This is a genomic window from Streptomyces sp. NPDC001153, assembly GCF_053598315.1.
The window spans coordinates 18,163-33,611 of sequence record NZ_JBSFJZ010000036.1 but is presented as its reverse complement, the minus strand read 5'-3'; the positions used below and the strand labels follow the sequence as shown (position 1 = coordinate 33,611).

At 70.8% G+C, this 15,449-nt stretch carries 16 protein-coding genes and 1 pseudogene; 11 read left to right on the top strand and 6 right to left on the bottom strand.

All coding sequences use genetic code 11. The features are described from left to right. Positions 1-85 precede the first annotated feature (85 nt). Genes ACWDEN_RS33720 through ACWDEN_RS33700 form a run of 5 tightly spaced genes read left to right on the top strand, consistent with a single transcriptional unit; the run spans position 86 to position 4,598 of the window. The gene (locus ACWDEN_RS33720; RefSeq protein ID WP_351605397.1) at positions 86-970 is read left to right on the top strand and encodes an STAS domain-containing protein; all 885 of its coding nucleotides are present in this window, start codon (positions 86-88) and stop codon (positions 968-970) included. Continuing rightward, positions 967-1,380 carry an STAS domain-containing protein gene (locus ACWDEN_RS33715; RefSeq protein WP_351605394.1) on the top strand — a complete coding sequence of 138 codons (414 nt, stop codon included), beginning with the start codon at positions 967-969 and terminating at the stop codon, positions 1,378-1,380. The genes ACWDEN_RS33720 and ACWDEN_RS33715 overlap by 4 nt, the downstream gene beginning before the upstream one ends. Continuing rightward, entirely contained in the window at positions 1,380-1,823 is a 444-nt protein-coding gene (locus ACWDEN_RS33710; protein WP_351605392.1) for an anti-sigma regulatory factor, read from the top strand. The genes ACWDEN_RS33715 and ACWDEN_RS33710 overlap by 1 nt, the downstream gene beginning before the upstream one ends. After that, positions 1,823-2,881 (top strand): SpoIIE family protein phosphatase, encoded by a 1,059-nt coding sequence (locus ACWDEN_RS33705; RefSeq protein ID WP_450861638.1) that lies wholly within the window; start codon positions 1,823-1,825, stop codon positions 2,879-2,881. Before ACWDEN_RS33710 ends, ACWDEN_RS33705 begins: the two co-directional genes overlap by 1 nt. Further along, positions 2,868-4,598: a SpoIIE family protein phosphatase gene (locus ACWDEN_RS33700; protein ID WP_450861636.1), complete on the top strand. Its 1,731-nt coding sequence runs from the start codon at positions 2,868-2,870 to the stop codon at positions 4,596-4,598. Before ACWDEN_RS33705 ends, ACWDEN_RS33700 begins: the two co-directional genes overlap by 14 nt. Positions 4,599-4,934: 336 nt before the next feature. On the opposite strand, the gene ACWDEN_RS33695 is transcribed toward ACWDEN_RS33700, so the two are convergent. Next, entirely contained in the window at positions 4,935-5,444 is a 510-nt protein-coding gene (locus tag ACWDEN_RS33695) for a MarR family winged helix-turn-helix transcriptional regulator (protein ID WP_450861634.1), read from the bottom strand. Positions 5,445-5,913: 469 nt separating this feature from the next. Here ACWDEN_RS33695 and ACWDEN_RS33690 point away from each other — a divergent pair. From ACWDEN_RS33690 to ACWDEN_RS33680, 3 genes and pseudogenes are all read left to right on the top strand, one after another. Continuing rightward, a pseudogene (locus tag ACWDEN_RS33690) lies at positions 5,914-6,087 on the top strand (FMN-binding glutamate synthase family protein); the annotation flags it as partial. 6 nt (positions 6,088-6,093) lie between these two features. Beyond that, the gene (locus tag ACWDEN_RS33685; RefSeq protein WP_450861731.1) at positions 6,094-6,240 is read left to right on the top strand and encodes a hypothetical protein; all 147 of its coding nucleotides are present in this window, start codon (positions 6,094-6,096) and stop codon (positions 6,238-6,240) included. A gap of 123 nt (positions 6,241-6,363) precedes the next feature. Continuing rightward, the gene (locus tag ACWDEN_RS33680; protein WP_351605381.1) at positions 6,364-7,209 is read left to right on the top strand and encodes an RNA polymerase sigma factor SigF; all 846 of its coding nucleotides are present in this window, start codon (positions 6,364-6,366) and stop codon (positions 7,207-7,209) included. 247 nt (positions 7,210-7,456) lie between these two features. Here the strand turns inward: ACWDEN_RS33680 and ACWDEN_RS33675 are convergent, their stop codons facing one another. The 4 genes from ACWDEN_RS33675 to ACWDEN_RS33660 form a co-directional block, all read right to left on the bottom strand. Then, positions 7,457-7,897: a PRC-barrel domain-containing protein gene (locus ACWDEN_RS33675; RefSeq protein WP_450861632.1), complete on the bottom strand. Its 441-nt coding sequence runs from the start codon at positions 7,895-7,897 to the stop codon at positions 7,457-7,459. Continuing rightward, positions 7,894-8,499, bottom strand: a complete 606-nt coding sequence (locus ACWDEN_RS33670; RefSeq protein WP_450861630.1) for a PRC-barrel domain-containing protein — start codon at positions 8,497-8,499, stop codon at positions 7,894-7,896. The genes ACWDEN_RS33675 and ACWDEN_RS33670 overlap by 4 nt, the downstream gene beginning before the upstream one ends. Beyond that, positions 8,496-8,642: a hypothetical protein gene (locus ACWDEN_RS33665; protein ID WP_450861628.1), complete on the bottom strand. Its 147-nt coding sequence runs from the start codon at positions 8,640-8,642 to the stop codon at positions 8,496-8,498. Before ACWDEN_RS33665 ends, ACWDEN_RS33670 begins: the two co-directional genes overlap by 4 nt. Positions 8,643-8,844: 202 nt before the next feature. Further along, complete coding sequence (locus ACWDEN_RS33660; RefSeq protein ID WP_351605373.1) at positions 8,845-9,060, bottom strand: CorA family divalent cation transporter; 216 nt, start codon at positions 9,058-9,060, stop codon at positions 8,845-8,847. A 688-nt stretch (positions 9,061-9,748) separates the two neighbouring features. On the opposite strand from ACWDEN_RS33660, the gene ACWDEN_RS33655 reads away from it, so the two are divergent. From ACWDEN_RS33655 to ACWDEN_RS33645, 3 genes are all read left to right on the top strand, one after another. Continuing rightward, positions 9,749-11,296 carry an SDR family oxidoreductase gene (locus ACWDEN_RS33655; RefSeq protein ID WP_450861625.1) on the top strand — a complete coding sequence of 516 codons (1,548 nt, stop codon included), beginning with the start codon at positions 9,749-9,751 and terminating at the stop codon, positions 11,294-11,296. A gap of 73 nt (positions 11,297-11,369) precedes the next feature. Next, the gene (locus ACWDEN_RS33650; RefSeq protein ID WP_351605371.1) at positions 11,370-12,746 is read left to right on the top strand and encodes a cryptochrome/photolyase family protein; all 1,377 of its coding nucleotides are present in this window, start codon (positions 11,370-11,372) and stop codon (positions 12,744-12,746) included. Between the two features lie 209 nt (positions 12,747-12,955). Beyond that, positions 12,956-13,567 carry a sulfocyanin-like copper-binding protein gene (locus tag ACWDEN_RS33645; protein ID WP_450861623.1) on the top strand — a complete coding sequence of 204 codons (612 nt, stop codon included), beginning with the start codon at positions 12,956-12,958 and terminating at the stop codon, positions 13,565-13,567. Positions 13,568-13,963: 396 nt separating this feature from the next. Here ACWDEN_RS33645 and ACWDEN_RS33640 read toward each other — a convergent pair whose 3' ends face one another. Next, a complete protein-coding gene (locus tag ACWDEN_RS33640) occupies positions 13,964-15,445 on the bottom strand; it encodes a multicopper oxidase family protein (RefSeq protein ID WP_450861621.1) in 1,482 nt (493 codons plus the stop codon). Positions 15,446-15,449: the final 4 nt, after the last annotated feature.

The following is a 15,449-nucleotide window of genomic DNA, read 5'->3' as shown; positions in this document are numbered from 1 at the left end:
CCAGACCGTCGACGCTAACGTTTGCCATGAGGCAATAATCCAGTCTCAGGCGTGGTCGATCGACGGCCCTGTACAGGAGGAGGCGATGAAGGTGTCGGAGCAGGAGGCGGTCGAGTCGACGGCGCGCCGGCTGGGGATTTTCCTGAAGCGCCGCCGAGAGCAGATCGCTCAGCGCTGGGCCGATGCGCCGCTCTTCCGGACGGTGTTCACCGTATCGCGCGAAGAAGCGGTGGATGCGTGCAAGGCAGTGGTGGACGCGCTGTCCGACGTAGCCTTGTCCGGACGCCTGGAGGACATCACCTCGTCCGGTTTCGACGGCGTGCGCGACCAGTTGGGACGCATGTCCGGTAGTCAGACCCGGGCGGGATGGAGTCCGGCCCGGATCGCGGACGAGGTGGCCGCCCTGCGGGCCCCGGCGGCCGAGTTGCTGCGGGGCGAGTACTCCGACCCCTCAACGCCCGAGGCGGCCGAGGGCCTGCTGGCGTTGACGGCCCTGATGGGCACCCTGCGGCTGGTGGTGATGCAGACGGCGCTGAGTTCGGGCGAGGAGCTCATCGCACGGCAGCGGCAGCAGCTGCTCGAAGTGGCCACGCCGGTCATCAGCCTGTGGGAGGGCGTCGTCGCCGTACCGCTGATCGGCACGCTGGACAGCGCTCGCAGTCAGGTCGTCATGGAGTCCCTGCTGGAGGGCATCGTGGACCAGCGGGCCCGCTACGCCATCCTGGACATCACCGGTGTGCCCACGGTCGACTCGCTCGTCGCGCAGCACCTGATGAAGACGGTGGCCGCGGCGCGGCTGATGGGCGCCGAGTGCATCGTCTCCGGCATCCGGCCGGCCATCGCACAGACCATCGTGCAACTTGGCATCGATCTCAGTTCCGTTCTCACCCGCGCCTCACTCGCCGACGCCCTCGCCTACGCCCTCAGCCGGCTGGGCATCGAGGTCTCTCCCCGTGCGAGCATGCGGTGACCGCTCCGTTCCCGGGCCACGCGACCGTAGTGCCGGTCCTGGCGCTGGGGGACACCCTGCTGGTCAGCCTTCAGGGTGAGCTGCACGACGGCATGGCCGAGCAACTCCAGCAGGACATCAGTCACCGAATCGCCGGCAGCGGGGCGACTGGCGTGATCATCGACATCTCCGGTGTGGAGGTCGTCGACTCCTTCCTTGGCCGGATCCTCGCCGAGATCGCGGTCAGCGCCAGTCTGCTGGCGGCCCGCACGGTCGTCGCCGGCATGCGGCCGGCCGTGGCGATCACCTTGGTCGAGCTGGGCCTCACCCTGCCCGGACTGACCACCGCGCTCGACGTCGACCGCGCCCTGGAAATCCTTGCTGGAACGTCCACGCCGGGCGCCTCGGACACACGCGAGAGGGCGACGTGATGCCGGCTTCCGACCCCGCCGTCGAGACAAGCCTGCCGATCCGCTCGGACGCGGACCTCGCGTGGGTGCGCCAGCACGTACGCCAGAGCGCGGCCGACCTCGGCTTCGGACTGGTGCAGCAGACGAAGCTGGTCACGGCCGCAAGCGAACTGGCCCGCAACACCCTGGTCCACGGCGGCGGCGGACACGTGGAGATCACGCCACTGAACCGAGGCGTGAGCCGGGGGCTGCGGCTGACCTTCGCCGACAGCGGTCCGGGCATCCGCGACGTCGGGCTTGCCATGACCGACGGGTACACCAGTGGCGGCGGCCTGGGGCTCGGGCTCAGCGGTGCCAAGCGCCTCGTCGACGAGTTCGAGATCGACACCGAGCCGGGCCGGGGCACGACTGTCACGGTCATCGCCTGGACCACAGGCGTACCCGCGGCACGGCCGGGGGCGTGATGGGACGCGTCTGGGACATTCCGGTGCACGACTCCACCCGCGTACGGGACGTCCGGGTGGCGGTCGAGGCGGCCAGCGCCCAGGCCCGTCTCGACCCGCACCGCACCGCGGTCGCGGCCCTGGTCGCCACTGAACTGGCCACCAACCTGGTCAAGCACGCCAGCGGCGGTCGGGTCCTGATCGACCTCGTCGACCGGCCTGGAGCCACCCGCGCCCCCGCCGTGCAGGTGGCAGCCATCGACTACGGCCCGGGCATCCCCGACATCACCGCGGCCCTGCGCGACGGGTACTCGACCAGCGAGGCGTCACTCGGCGCCGGCCTGGGTACGTGCATGCGCATAGCCAGCGATTTCGACCTGTACAGCACCTCCCGTGGCACCGTCGCGGTCGCCCGCTTCGACCAGGAGCCGGCAACGCGTCGGGAAGGGAACCGGCAGGGCCCGAGAGCGGGAGGGATCAACGTCCCCCTCGGCCACGCCGAGCACTCGGGAGACGCCTGGAGCTGCGCCCGCGCGGGCAGCCGCCTCACCCTGATCCTCGCCGACGGCCTCGGCCACGGCGCGCACGCGGCGCACGCGTCCAGTGCCGCCGCCGACGAGCTGCACCGCTCGGCCCACCTGCCACCGGAGGAGATCCTGCGCCACATGCACCCGGCCCTTCGGGCCACCCGCGGCGCGGCAGTCGCGGTGGCACAAGTCGACACGGACACCGGAGAACTGGCCTTCGCCGGCGTCGGCAACATCGGAGCCCGCCTGCACGCCGGCGACTCATGGGACCACCTGGTCTCCCACCCGGGCATCGTCGGCGCCCAGTTCCCGGCGTCCGTGCCCGTACGCCGCCGGCCCTGGCGGCCCGGTGACCTGCTCGTCCTGCACAGCGACGGTCTGCCCAGCCGATGGATACCGCCGAACGATCCCGGTCTCCTCGCCCATGAACCGGCAGTGGTCGCGGCGACCATCCTGCGTGATGCCAGCAGTGCCGCCAACCCAGTGCGCGACGACACCAGCGTGGCCGTCCTGGCCTCCGACCCCGTGGACCGACGCCATGATCCCGCCTGACATCCGGAAGATCACCACACCCACTGAGGCCGCCCGAGCTCGGAGCTTCGCGGCACACCTCACGGCCTCCCTGGGCGCGCCCGATATCGGACGGGCGCGCTTCCTCACCGCCCTCACCGCACAGTTGCGGAAGTCTCTCGGCCAAGGCGGCGCCGAACTCACCCTCACCGTCCGGCAATCAGCCCCGGACAAGCCCGTACGCGTACAGGCTGCCGTACAACCGGCCACGCCGTCCCCGGGACAGGCCTCGCCGTGGCGCCTGGCCCTCTCTTGCCCCGGTCCCCTGACACAGGACCCGCCTTGCCCGGCGCACCCCGACGCCACCGCGACCGCGTCCGCCGAAGCCCTGCTGGCAGCGGACGAGGAGACCGCGGCGGTTCTGCAGAAGCTGGACGAGTCGGAGAAGCTGCTCCAGCTCCACCGTGAGGAACTGCACCAGACCAACCAGGGCGTGCTGGCCCTGCACGCCGAACTGGACGCCGCCGCGCTGACCCAACAGGAACTGCTTGACGCGGAACGGGCCGCGCGCGGCGAGGCGGAGAAGGCACGACGCCTGCTGACCTTCCTCGCCAACGCCAGCGCGGTCGTCACCGCGTCGCTCGATCACCGGGACATCGTGCGCCGCCTGCCCGACCTCCTCGTTCCGGAGTACGCGAGCCAGGTCGACGTGTGGCTCTTCGACGAAGACGAGAAGACAGCCGGAAACGACCTCCACTCCGCCGCCGCGGTGGCCGCCGCCCGCACCGACCGCCCGCAGCACGCCGGACCGCACCCTGGCGACCTGCCCGGCATCGACGACCGCCCGCCCTCCGCCCTGTCGCCGGACCGGCCTCTGCTGTGCATCCCCCTCACCGTGCGGCGATCCCTGGGTGTCCTGACGCTCACGGCACCCGGCGACCGCTTCGACGCCGACACCAGCGTCATGCTGCGCGAACTGGCCCGCCGTGTGGCCATCGCCCTGGACAACGCCCTGCGCTACGAACAGCACCGGGACACCGCCGAGGAACTCCAGCGCGCCCAGCTCACCGACCTGCCCTCCGCGGACGGCCTGCACCTGGCCGCCCGGTACCTGCCCGCCACCCGCGGCCTCAACATCGGCGGTGACTGGTACGACGCCTTCTTCCAGCCCGACGGCAGCCTGCTGACCGTCATAGGAGACGTGACCGGGCACGGACTGCACGCCGCCGTCATCATGGGCCAGCTGCGCACGGCCCTGAGGGCGTACGCGATCGACGAGACCAGCCCCGCCCGGATCCTCACACGGCTGCACCGCATGCTGTGCCACCAGCAGCCCAACCTCTACGCCACTGCCACGATCGCGCGCTTCAGACCGGACGATCCCCAGGTGACGTGGGCCGCCGCCGGCCACCCGCCGGCCGTGGTCCGTGCTCCCGGCGGCGCCGTGCGCGTCCTGGACGACAGGCCCGGGGTCATGCTGGGCGTCCCGATCCCCTTCGAGTACGAGGACCGTACGACCGAGATCGAACCGGGCTCCACGCTGGTGCTCTACACCGACGGCCTGGTCGAGCGGCGTGCCCAAGGCATCGATGCCGGGATCGAGTTGCTCGCCCGGACCCTGGCAGCATTGGACGAACCCGACCTCGAAGACCTCGACGCGAGCGCGGAGTCCCTCCTCAAACCCCTTGTCCATGAGTCGGAGCGCGACGACGACGTGTGCGTCCTTCTGTGCCGCACCGCTCCGCTCCGGAGCCCCTGACAGGAGACACGGACCGGCATGCGGCCGATGCCGGTCCCGGGATGACCCTGCACCGTTCCCGTCCGCGGAGGGCCCGACTCCGGGCCGCCCCGCTCCTGGCGATGGTCGAAGAGACCCTGTACGAGCGGTCTGCTCACATGAAGCCTGGCGGCCGCCTGGGAGCCGGCGCCCGCGGCCTCCGCTCGGCGACCGGGGACCTCGGCGGCGGGCGCCCACCGCGCCAGGTCCTGTGCGCGGCCCGCGGAGCCCGCCGCACGAGACCGCGACGGAATCAGCGGACCGGAGGTCCCGCAGGGCCGTCGGCAGGGCTGGTCCAGAATTCCTGGACCAGCCCCGTCACCGCTCGCCAGGCGCATCGTCCGGAGCGGGCGATACCTTTCTCTGAGCGGCGAGTAAAGCCTTCAGCCCCCGACGCAGGGCCGACCGCTCCGCCGGTTGCAAGGCCGTCAGCGCAGCCGTCAGTGCCTGGGTCCGGCGCGACGCCACGTCGTCCAGCACCCGTCGTCCCTGCGCGGTGAGGCTCAGCCGTACCTCACGGCGATTCCGCGGGTGCAGTGCGCGTTCCAGCATTCCCGCCGCTTCCAGCCGGTCACACAGCCGGCTGGCCGTGGGCAGCCCTATGTGCAGCCGCTCGGCCAGAGCGGTGAGGTTCAGCTCAGGTGCCGCCTCCAGCGTCCGCAGAGCGCGGAGCTGGTGCAGGGACAGGCGCAGGGGCGCTTCCTGAGCGGCCAGCGACCACAGGTTCGTGAGACTCTCCACGGCGTCCGCGATCTCCAGCGCGACGGCGTCCGGGCCAGCGCCCGGCCCCTCCACACGGTCATCGCCAGAGCCGTCGAGACGGGTCACGAACACATCGCTTTCACTGGGTATCGGACGCTCCTGAGGTCACCCTCATCAATTCGCTGTGTACCCGACGGCAGGGGCAGCAAGCCGTTTCCCGGCCGACCCCGATCGAAGTGGGCCGCCTGGGCGTCGCTTCATGGTAGGACCCATGGCTTTACGTCCTCGGAACCGGGGGCCCCGGTCGTAAGCGGCTGGCGCGGACATCCGGCTGCTGTGGTGAGAGAGACAGTAGGCGACGGACGGAGCGGCGGCGCCCTCAGGGCCGGGGGCGGATCCAGACTTCAGAGCGCATGGCGACCGCCATCCGGGCAATGCGCCGGGTGTGACACGCGTTGGAGTCGTCGTACTGACTCTGGTGACCGCTCTGTCGGCTTCGGCCGCGGCGGTTGGATCTCGCCCTCCTGGTGGTTCGCGGCGCTCCCGCTCGCCTTCGTGTGGGCGGTGGGTGTCCGGTGCAGCGTCGACATTCGGTGGTGCGGCGGCAGGGGGTTTCGCGCAGGACACCGGTGAGGGCGGCCTGTCGGAGTTCCGCCTGCGTCCGGGCGGCGAGCTCGTGTGGGAGATAGGCACCGGGTACTTCGGCTGATGCACGCAGGACGCCGGTTTCGACGCGGCCGAGTTCTCCGGCAAGGCCGCGGACCTGCGTCCTCACATGCTCCGTCGACGCGTCGACCCCTTCACCGAGCGCTCGTACGAGGAGATGTCGGAGTGGCTGGAACCGGGGCAGTTGCTCGCCGAACCACCACCTTCGTGGGCGACCGACTGGAAGGCCGCCGATCCGGACCGTTTCACCGTCTGACGTGGACAACTGCCGTGGCCCGTACTGACGGAGGTTCGAGGAGTGCTGATCGGCGGCTGGGGTAGGCGGGTGCTGCCGGACGATGTGCCGGCGAGGACGAGACCCAACGACCGGGAGGGGCGCATGACGCCGACGACGATCACACGGACTGCCGAGCAGACGGTGGACGTTCCGGAGATCGCGGACCCGTCCAAGGTCGCGCCGAAGAACGCGCGGGAGCTGTCGAAACTGTTCTTCGGTCAGTTGGCCGTGCTGGAGGAGGGCACGCCCGAGTACAGCTACGCGCGCAACACGCTGATCGAGATGAACATGTCCCTCGTCCGCTACGCGGCCGGCCGGTTCCGCAGCCGGGGGCCGGAGGAGATGGAGGACATCGTCCAGGTCGGCATGATCGGGCTGATCAAGGCGATCGACCGGTTCGAGCTGTCCCGGGAAGTGGAGTTCACCTCCTTCGCCGTCCCGTACATCGTGGGGGAGATCAAGCGGTTCTTCCGTGACACCTCCTGGGCCGTGCACGTGCCGCGACGGCTCCAGGAAGCCCGCTCCCAACTGGCTCGGGCCAACGAGGAGCTGCGCACCCGACTGGGGCGGACGCCGACGAACAAAGAGCTCTCTGAGCTGATGAGCCTTCCGGAGGACGAGGTCGTCGAGGCTCAACTGGCCGCCAACGGCTACAAGTCGGCCTCCTTGGACGCGGCGATCAACAGCAGCGAGGACGGCGAGGCCGCGCTGGCGAACTTCATCGGCGACGAGGACGAGGCCCTGCAACTGGTCGAGGACTTCCATGCCCTCGTACCGCTGATCGCGGAACTCGACGAACGCGACCGCAAGATCATCCACTGGCGCTTCGTCGAGGAACAGACCCAGGCACAGATCGGCGAACGCCTCGGCATCTCCCAGATGCACGTCTCCCGTCTGATCAAGCGGCTCCTGGCACGCCTGCGCGAAGGCATGCTCAGCACGGAATAACGGCCGGGACCGGCCGGACAGGCGGTCCACACCGACACCTCGTTCCCGCCGGATCTCCGAGAGCCTGCTGGCAAAGCCGTCGATGAGGCAAAGCCGTCGATCAGGAGTGGCGATCGACGGCTTTGCACACCCTTGGCCCTCGACGTCTTCCCCGGCCTGCCGGGCGTGGCCGGGTGGGCTACTCGGCCAGCGCCTTGGCCTTCCGGCAGGCCGGGCTCGCCATTGTCCGGCGCAGCGATGGCCCCGGTCACTCCTGCGGGACGGGCTCGTCACACACCACCACGGCGTAGGAGCCGAGACCGATGAGACGGTCTCCGGAGATGTCGCCAAGCGCCGTGTACAGCGTCAGTACGGCTCCGGTCGTGTCGTCGAAGGCGATGTCCTTGACCGTGCCGTGCGTGGCGCCGTGTTCCGTCAGGACGCGGTGCCCGAGGGCCTCTTGATGGTCGGGGAGCGCGCGCCGACTCGGGTCGGCGGCGGCACGGGAACGAACGATCACGGCATCCCGTCCCATCCCTTCGACCGCGTCCCAGACGATGACCCGGGCGTGTCCGGATGCACCGGACAGCCGCAGGCAAGCGATGTTCCCGGTGCGGACGTCGATGGTCAGGCTCTCCACCCGTCCCAGGGACTCGGCTTCTTCGGCGGTGATCACGGGAAGGCCCTTGGCCTGTGTGAAGAGCATCATGGTCGGCTCCCTTCCGCGCTGACGGTCGGGTCGGTGTACGGCTGCGCCGTGTGCGCGCGGAACGCCTCGACCTGGGCGCCGAAGCTGGGCAGGTCGTCGGCGATGAAGCGGCGGGCGTGCGCCGGGACGACCAGGGCCCGCCCGGAGACGGCCAGTGTCTCGCCGCGCGGGACGAACGCCTTCCGTTTGCGGTGGTCCGGATTCTCGTTGCTGGCCATCTCGAAGCCGATGACTCGTCCGCTCGTGCCGGTCTCTATCACGACGTCCAGCACTGTGCCCATCGCGGTTCCGTGATCCGTGAGAACAGGTGCGCCGATGACCTGGCCGCGGTCGGCTTCGCCGGCGCCCACGACCACGTCCGACTCCTCCACGACGGCCTCGCTGGGGATCATCACGGCGGACGGTCCGATGGCGTGCACCCCGGAAAACGGCAGGCTCTTCTTGAGCGGGCCGGCGAGCAGACCGCGCCCGCTCAAGGTGAAGCCGCTGATCCGGCCCGCCCGCGCGTCGAACACGGTGTCCCGGACTTGGGCGACGGCGTCGCCGCTCAGCGTCACGACCACCCGCTTGGTCAGTTCCGACGCGAGAATGAGGGTGATCACCGCGGTCCCTCCCGGCGGGGATAGCGGGCCGAGCGCACCGCGATCACCGTTCCCCCGCGGCGTTTGGCCTGGACTGCCAGCGTCGCCGCTGTGAGCAGACCCGCCAGCGCGATCAGGAGGACCATCAAGCCCCACCACTGCATCGCCACGACCTCCTCGGTGCCGTCATCGCCGGGCCGCCCCCGGTCCGGCCTGTCCCTTCGCTATCCGGTTGCCCCTGGTTCGGGCAGGGCACGCCATCGGTGCGCCGGGTGGCGGAAGTCGGCGGGGCGGGTAAGGCGCCGGAACGGGCAGGGCCCTCGCTGCGGCAAGAGCTCAGATCCAGTCCTTGCGCTTGAAGGAGGCTCAGTAGAGCAGCACGGACGCGATGACTATGACACCGGTGGAAGTGAGGAATCCTGCATGGCTGTTGACGCCCGGATACGGGACGTTCTGGCCGTAGAAACCGGTGACGGCCGTGGGTACGGCCACAATCGAGGCCCAACTGGTCACCTTCTTCATGATCAGGTTCATGCGGTTGCCCTGAACCGTCAGGTTGGTCTCCATGATGGATGTGACCATGCCGCAGGGATTCGGTCCACCCGGTGGCCCTGAGGACGTGGTCGTACACGTCCTGGTAGTAGGGCAGAAACGATGTGGTGAACGGCAGGCGGGGGAGGTGCCGCACCGCCGGTACACCATCCAGCGGCGGGCGGGTGCGCCCCGCGGACCGTTTGGCCAGGGTGTTCACGGTGGCCGAGGCCACGGCTGGCGACGCGACGGCGCGGACGGCGGCCTGCCACCGCGTCCGCCCGCCGAACGTGGCCATACCGGTCGCGACACCGAACCACAGAGCCCGTGGTCGGCGCTGCGCCTCAGCCGGGGCACCACCTGTTCCGCGCGCGGCCAGTGACGCGCGGCGATCTCCTCGCAGACGCGCCGGTCGGCACGGCCAGCAGTGCCCGGACCGGGCCGTGGGAGGAGCCGGCCCCACGCCAGGCGGCGGGCTGCGGCGTGAGCGGGGTGCGCAGCGCGCGTGCGGCGTACTGAGGTCGGACGCCATGTGATCAGCGTGCCGGCCGGGTGCGGCGTGATGCATGGGCCGGTCCGGTCGTGCAGGGCGGTCCTTTCCCCGGTGGCGCTGATGGCTGCGGACGTCACCCGATCACCGTGCGCACGAGGCGCATCCGGCCGGGCGGCCAGCACTGTAGAAGTTCAGGAGAGCGCGATGCGGTGCACCGGCGCACGAGCGAGTACAGGGACGGTACCCGTGGCGGACGAGGCGACCAGGACGACGACCGGGGACGGGGCGACGGCTCACGAGGCGCCGACCTGTCTGGTTACCGGCGCGAGCGGCTATATCGGCGGTCGGCTCGTGCCTGAGCTGCTGGACGCCGGGTACCGGGTACGCTGCCTGGCGCGCACGCCGCGCAAGCTGCGCGACCATCCGTGGGCCGCCCGGGCGGAGGTCGTCCAGGGCGACGTCCTCGACGCCGCGTCGGTGGCACGGGCGATGGACGGCGTGGACGTGGCCTACTACCTGGTGCACGCGCTCGGCACCGGCCGCGACTTCGAACAGACCGACCGTGAAGCGGCCCGCGTCTTCGGCGAGCAGGCCCGCCGGGCCGGCGTCCGCCGCCTCGTCTACCTCGGCGGGCTGACCCCCGAAGGGGTCGCCGAGTCGCATCTCTCCCCCCACCTGCGTTCCCGCGCCGAGGTGGGCCGCATCCTGCTCGACTCGGGTGTGCCGACCGCCGTCCTGCGCGCCGCCGTCATCATCGGTTCCGGCTCGGCCAGTTTCGAGATGCTGCGCTATCTCACCGAGCGGCTGCCGATGATGGTCACCCCGCGCTGGGTGTACACCCGTATCCAGCCCATCGCTGTGCGGGACGTCCTGCGCGTCCTGGTGGGCTGCTCCCGTCTGCCCGCCGACGTCAGCCGCGCCTTTGACATTGGCGGCCCGGAGGTGCTCACCTACCGGGAGATGATCCAGCGGTACGCCGCCGTCGCAGGGCTGCCCCGGCGGCTCATCGTGCCCGTGCCCGTGCTGACACCTGGTCTGTCGAGTCAGTGGGTCGGCCTGGTGACCCCGGTGCCTGCCTCGATCGCCCGCCCGCTCACGGAGTCCCTGCGCCACGAAGTGGTCTGCCGGGAGCGGGACATCGACCGGTACCTGCCCAGTCCGCCCGGCCATCCGCTCGGGTTCGACCAGGCAGTGGCCCTTGCGTTGCAGCGCGTTCGGGAGGCCCAGGTCGCCACGCGCTGGTCCTCGGCTTCCGTGCCGGGCACCCCCAGCGACCCGCTGCCGACCGACCCGGACTGGGCAGGCGGCAGCCTGTACGCCGACATCCGCGAACGCGAGACGGATGTGGCGCCGGAGGCGCTGTGGCAGGTCATCGAGGGCATCGGCGGTGAGAACGGCTGGTACTCCTTTCCACTGGCCTGGGTCGTGCGCGGCTGGCTCGACCGCCTTGTCGGCGGCGTCGGCCTGCGCCGGGGCCGACGGGACGCCCGGCGGCTGCGGGTGGGCGACTCGCTGGACTTCTGGCGGGTGGAGGAGATCGAGTACGGCCGGCTGCTGCGGCTGCGCGCCGAGATGCGGCTGCCGGGTCTGGCCTGGCTGGAGATGCGCGTGGACGGCAACGGCGGCGGATCTGTCCGATACCGGCAGCGGGCGCTGTTCCACCCCCGTGGACTGCTGGGTCACCTGTACTGGTGGAGCGTCTCGCCCTTCCACGCGGTCGTCTTCGGAGGCATGGCCCGTAACATCGTCCGCGCCGCCGCCCGTGCCCAGCACGATCATGCCCCGCACAGATGAGCCCCTCACGGCCGGCCGCGCCGCTTCCGGGAGCGCCGCGCCGCCGGAGGACAGTGGAGAGAAATTGAAGCCCATGCGCGTCTCGGTCGTCCTGTTCACCTCCGACCTGCGCCTGCACGACCACCCGCCGCTGCACGCGGCGCTGAAGTCCGCCGACGCGGTCGTCCCGCTCTTCGTGCGCGACCTGGCCGTCGAAGCTGCCGGGTTCGCCACGCCGAACCGCAGCGCCTTCCTGGCCGACTGCCTGGCCGACCTGGACGCCTCCCTGCGTGAGCGCGGCGGACGCCTCGTGGTGCGCTCCGGCGACCTAGTGGAGGAGGTGTGCCGTACGGTGCGGGAGGCGGACGCCGACGAGGTGTACATGGCGGCGGCGCACAGCGCCTTCGCCACCCGGCGGGAGCACCGGCTCCGGCGGGCCCTGGAGTCCGGCGGCCGCCGCCTGTTCGTCCAGGACGCGGTCACCGTGGCCGTGCCGCCCGGCGAGGTGACCCCCTCCTTGTCGGACCACTTCGCCGTCTTCACTCCGTACTACCGGCAGTGGGCACAGGCCCGCCTGCGCACGGCTGTGGCCGCCCCGCGCCACGTGCACGTGCCCGACCAGGTGAAGGGCGAGCCGGTGCCCGCCCGCAGCGAGGTCACCGGGGTCTCGCCCGCCCTGCAGCCCGGCGGAGAGACCGAGGGCCGCAAGCGGGTGACCGCCTACTGGCGGCACGGCCTGGACGCCTACGACGACACCCGGGATGACCTGGCCGCAGACGCCACCTCCCGGCTCTCCGCGCATCTGCATTTCGGTACCCTTTCCCCAGTAGAACTGGTGCACCGGGCCCGTCGCCGCGGCGGACGGGGCGCCGAGGCGCTGGTTCGGCAGCTCGCCTGGCGCGACTTCCACCGTCAGGTGCTCGCCGCCCGCCCGGGCGCCGCCCGTGCCGACTACCGCACCAAAGGCGACCGTTGGCGCACCGAGCGCACGGCGAAGGCCGACATCGAGGCGTGGCGGGAAGGCCGTACCGGCTACCCGGTGATCGACGCCGCGATGCGGCAACTGCGCCACGAGGGCTGGATGCACAACCGGGCCCGCCTGCTGACCGCGAGCTTCCTGACCAAGACGCTCTACGTCGACTGGCGCATCGGCGCCGCCCACTTCCTGCACTGGCTGGTCGACGGTGACATCGCCAACAACCAGCTCAACTGGCAGTGGGTGGCTGGTACCGGGACCGACACCCGGCCCAACCGGGTCCTCAACCCCGTCGTCCAGGCCAAGCGGTACGACCCCGACGGCACCTACGTCCACCGCTGGGTGCCCGAACTGAGGAATATCGACGCGCCCGCAGTGCACGAGCCGTGGAAGCTGTCCGGAGCGGACCGCGCCGCGCTCGACTACCCCGACCCGATCGTGGACCTGTCCGAGGGCCTGGACAGGTTCCGCCGGGCCCGCCACCGGCAGGAGTGACCATGGTGGGCCGTCCTGATCGTTGGCCTCGTCGCACTCGTGCGCTACCTCGCCGGTGCCCGTCATCAGCAGCCGGGCTCGCCCCCACCGCCTGGCGCTGGCGACTGGCAGGAGCGACGGGCCGAGAGCCTCCTCGCCGAGCGGTTTGCGCGCGGGGAGATCGACGAGGACGACTACAAACGCCGGCTCGCGCTGCTTCGGGAGCACCGATGAATCCGCATAGCCGCCGAGAGGTCTGGGCGGCGATCGCCATCGCCGCGGCGGCCCTGGTGCTGGGTGTCGCCACGACAAGTCTGATGGCTGCGTCCGGCGCCTTTCACAGGGCGGGACCGGCGTCCTGGCGAGCGCAGGGCGCGCGATGCGCCGCGCCGGCCGCGACAGGCAGTGCGGTCGACGTGACCGTGTGGGACACGGGACGCATGATGCGGGGCCCGAACTGGCCCGCGCCGAACAACGGCCACCCAGGTTGGTACGGCATGAGCATGATGCGTCTGGTAGCCCACCCCTCGACCGTTCCGGCAGGAAAGGTCACAGTGCGCGTCATCAATGCGGGGACCCTCACGCACGAGGCGATCGTGTTGCCGCTGCCGGCGGGGCAGGCCGCAGGACAACGTGCCATCGGCTCCGACGGCCGGGTATCGGAAGCCGGCAGCCTTGGCGAGGCGTCCCGCACCTGTGGCAGTGGCGCTGGAGACGGCATCGCCTCTGGTGCGGCTGCCTGGACCACGGTCACGCTGCGACCGGGTCGCTATGAGTTGCTGTGCAATGTCCCGGGTCACTACGCGGCCGGGATGTACACGGAACTGGACGTCGCTCAGTGAGTGGCCCTTACCAGCGGTAGGGGTCTGCCGTAGAGGGTTCCCGATCGTCGCCGGATTCAGCGGGAAGCCGCTGTCCCGGTCCGGTCGGCAGCAGGGTGACGCGGGCCGGTAACGGCGGCCAAAGCGGCGGCTTCTTACTGCCCGGCGACACCTTGGTGGTGCCAGCCGGGTCGTCGTGCGCTCCGCCGCGTCGCTCTCCCTGGAGTGCGCATCCACCGCCTTCGAGCGGGGGCGGGCCAAGCGGAAGTATTCCTGGACCGTTACGGGTACGCCAAGGTGGTCCTGCTCCGACGGTTCATGCCGGTCGTGCACGCCGTCCTCGATCCGGTGGCCGGAGCACTCGGCGTGCCGGTGCGCACCTTGACTCTCTGGCGGGTGGCCAGCGGCCTGGGATGGTCAGGAGCAGCGCAGCAGGATCATGAAGCCGTAGTCCATGTGGAGCTGCTGGTGGCAGTGGAACAGGGACAGTCCCGGCTGGTCGGCGGTGAAGTCAAGGGCAACGGTCTGGTAGCCGCCGAGCATGACGACGTCCTTGCGCAGGCCGCGGGTGGGGGTGCCGGCGATGTGGGTGACCTCGAAGGTGTGGCGGTGCAGGTGGACGGGGTGGATGTCGTCGGAGGCGTTGCGCAGCCGCATCCGGTACCGCTTGCCGCGCTCGACGTCCAGCACCGGCCTGTCGGTGTCCAGTGAGAAGGGGACGCCGTTGAGGGGCCAGATGTTGAATCCCCTCTCGGCGGCGTTGCGCTTCTCCACCAGCAGGTCGATCGTGTGGTCGGGTCGCTGATTCGTGGAGCCGGGGTCGGCGAAAGTGCGGTAGTCCCAAGTGAATGAGGGTGGCGCGTTCCACCGCGGAGTGCCGCTGCGGCCGGCGTACTCCACGACCGTGCCCATGCCGGCGTTCCGGTCGTCGTCCGAGGTGTCTCCGAGCACCCAGACACCCGGGTGGTTCATTTCCACGACGGCCGAGACGCGTTCGGCGGTGCCGATCCACAGCACTGGTACGTCGGCCTGGCGGGGTACCGGGTTGCCGTCGAGCGCGACGACCTTGAAGGTGTGGCCGGGCAGGGCGAGGCTGCGGATCTCGGTGGCGCTGGCGTTGAGGACGTGGAACAGCACGCGCTGTCCGGTCCTGACCCTGACCGGAGTGCCGTGGCCGAGTTTGCGGCCGTTGACGGCGAAGGCGCGGTAGCCGACCTCGTAACCGCGCGGCATGCCCCGGGCCAGGGAGTCGGCCATGGCCTGCTCGCCCTTGCGTTTCAGCGCGGGCACCGGGGAACCGGCCAGGAAGGTCTGCGGGATGTCCCCGCCGTGGCTGAGGGAGGGCTGGAACTCCTTCAGCGTCAGGAACACCTCCTGGTCGTAGGCGCCGGGGTCGGCCTTCGGCTCGATGTGGACGGGGCCGGCCTGTCCGGAGTACGTGCCCCGGGTCAGGTCACCGAGCGCTGCCACATGGGTGTGGTAGAAGCGGAAACCGGCCGGTCCGGGGGTGAACGACAGGCGCCGCATCCCGTGGGCGGGGATGTACGGAGTGCCCTCCTCGGCGGCCCCGTCGACGTCGGCGGGAACCCGCTGGCCGTGCCAGTGCAGCAGTTCGGGGGTGCCGGTGTCGTTGTGCACGTCGACCACGACCGGGCGGCCTTCGGTGAACCGCAGCAGCGGCCCCGGGAACTGGCCGTTGTACGTCGTGGTCGACACGATCGTGCCCGGCGCGAGCTCGACTTGACCGGTCGCGATCCGCAGGGTGTAGTCCGCCTTCTCCGGAGGAACGGCAGCGCTCGTCGCTGCCCGCGAGTAGCGGTCGGCGACCCCGCCGGTACCGACTCCGGCCAGCGCGGACACGCCACACAGCCTGAGGACGTCACGACGAGAGATGGCCACGGCT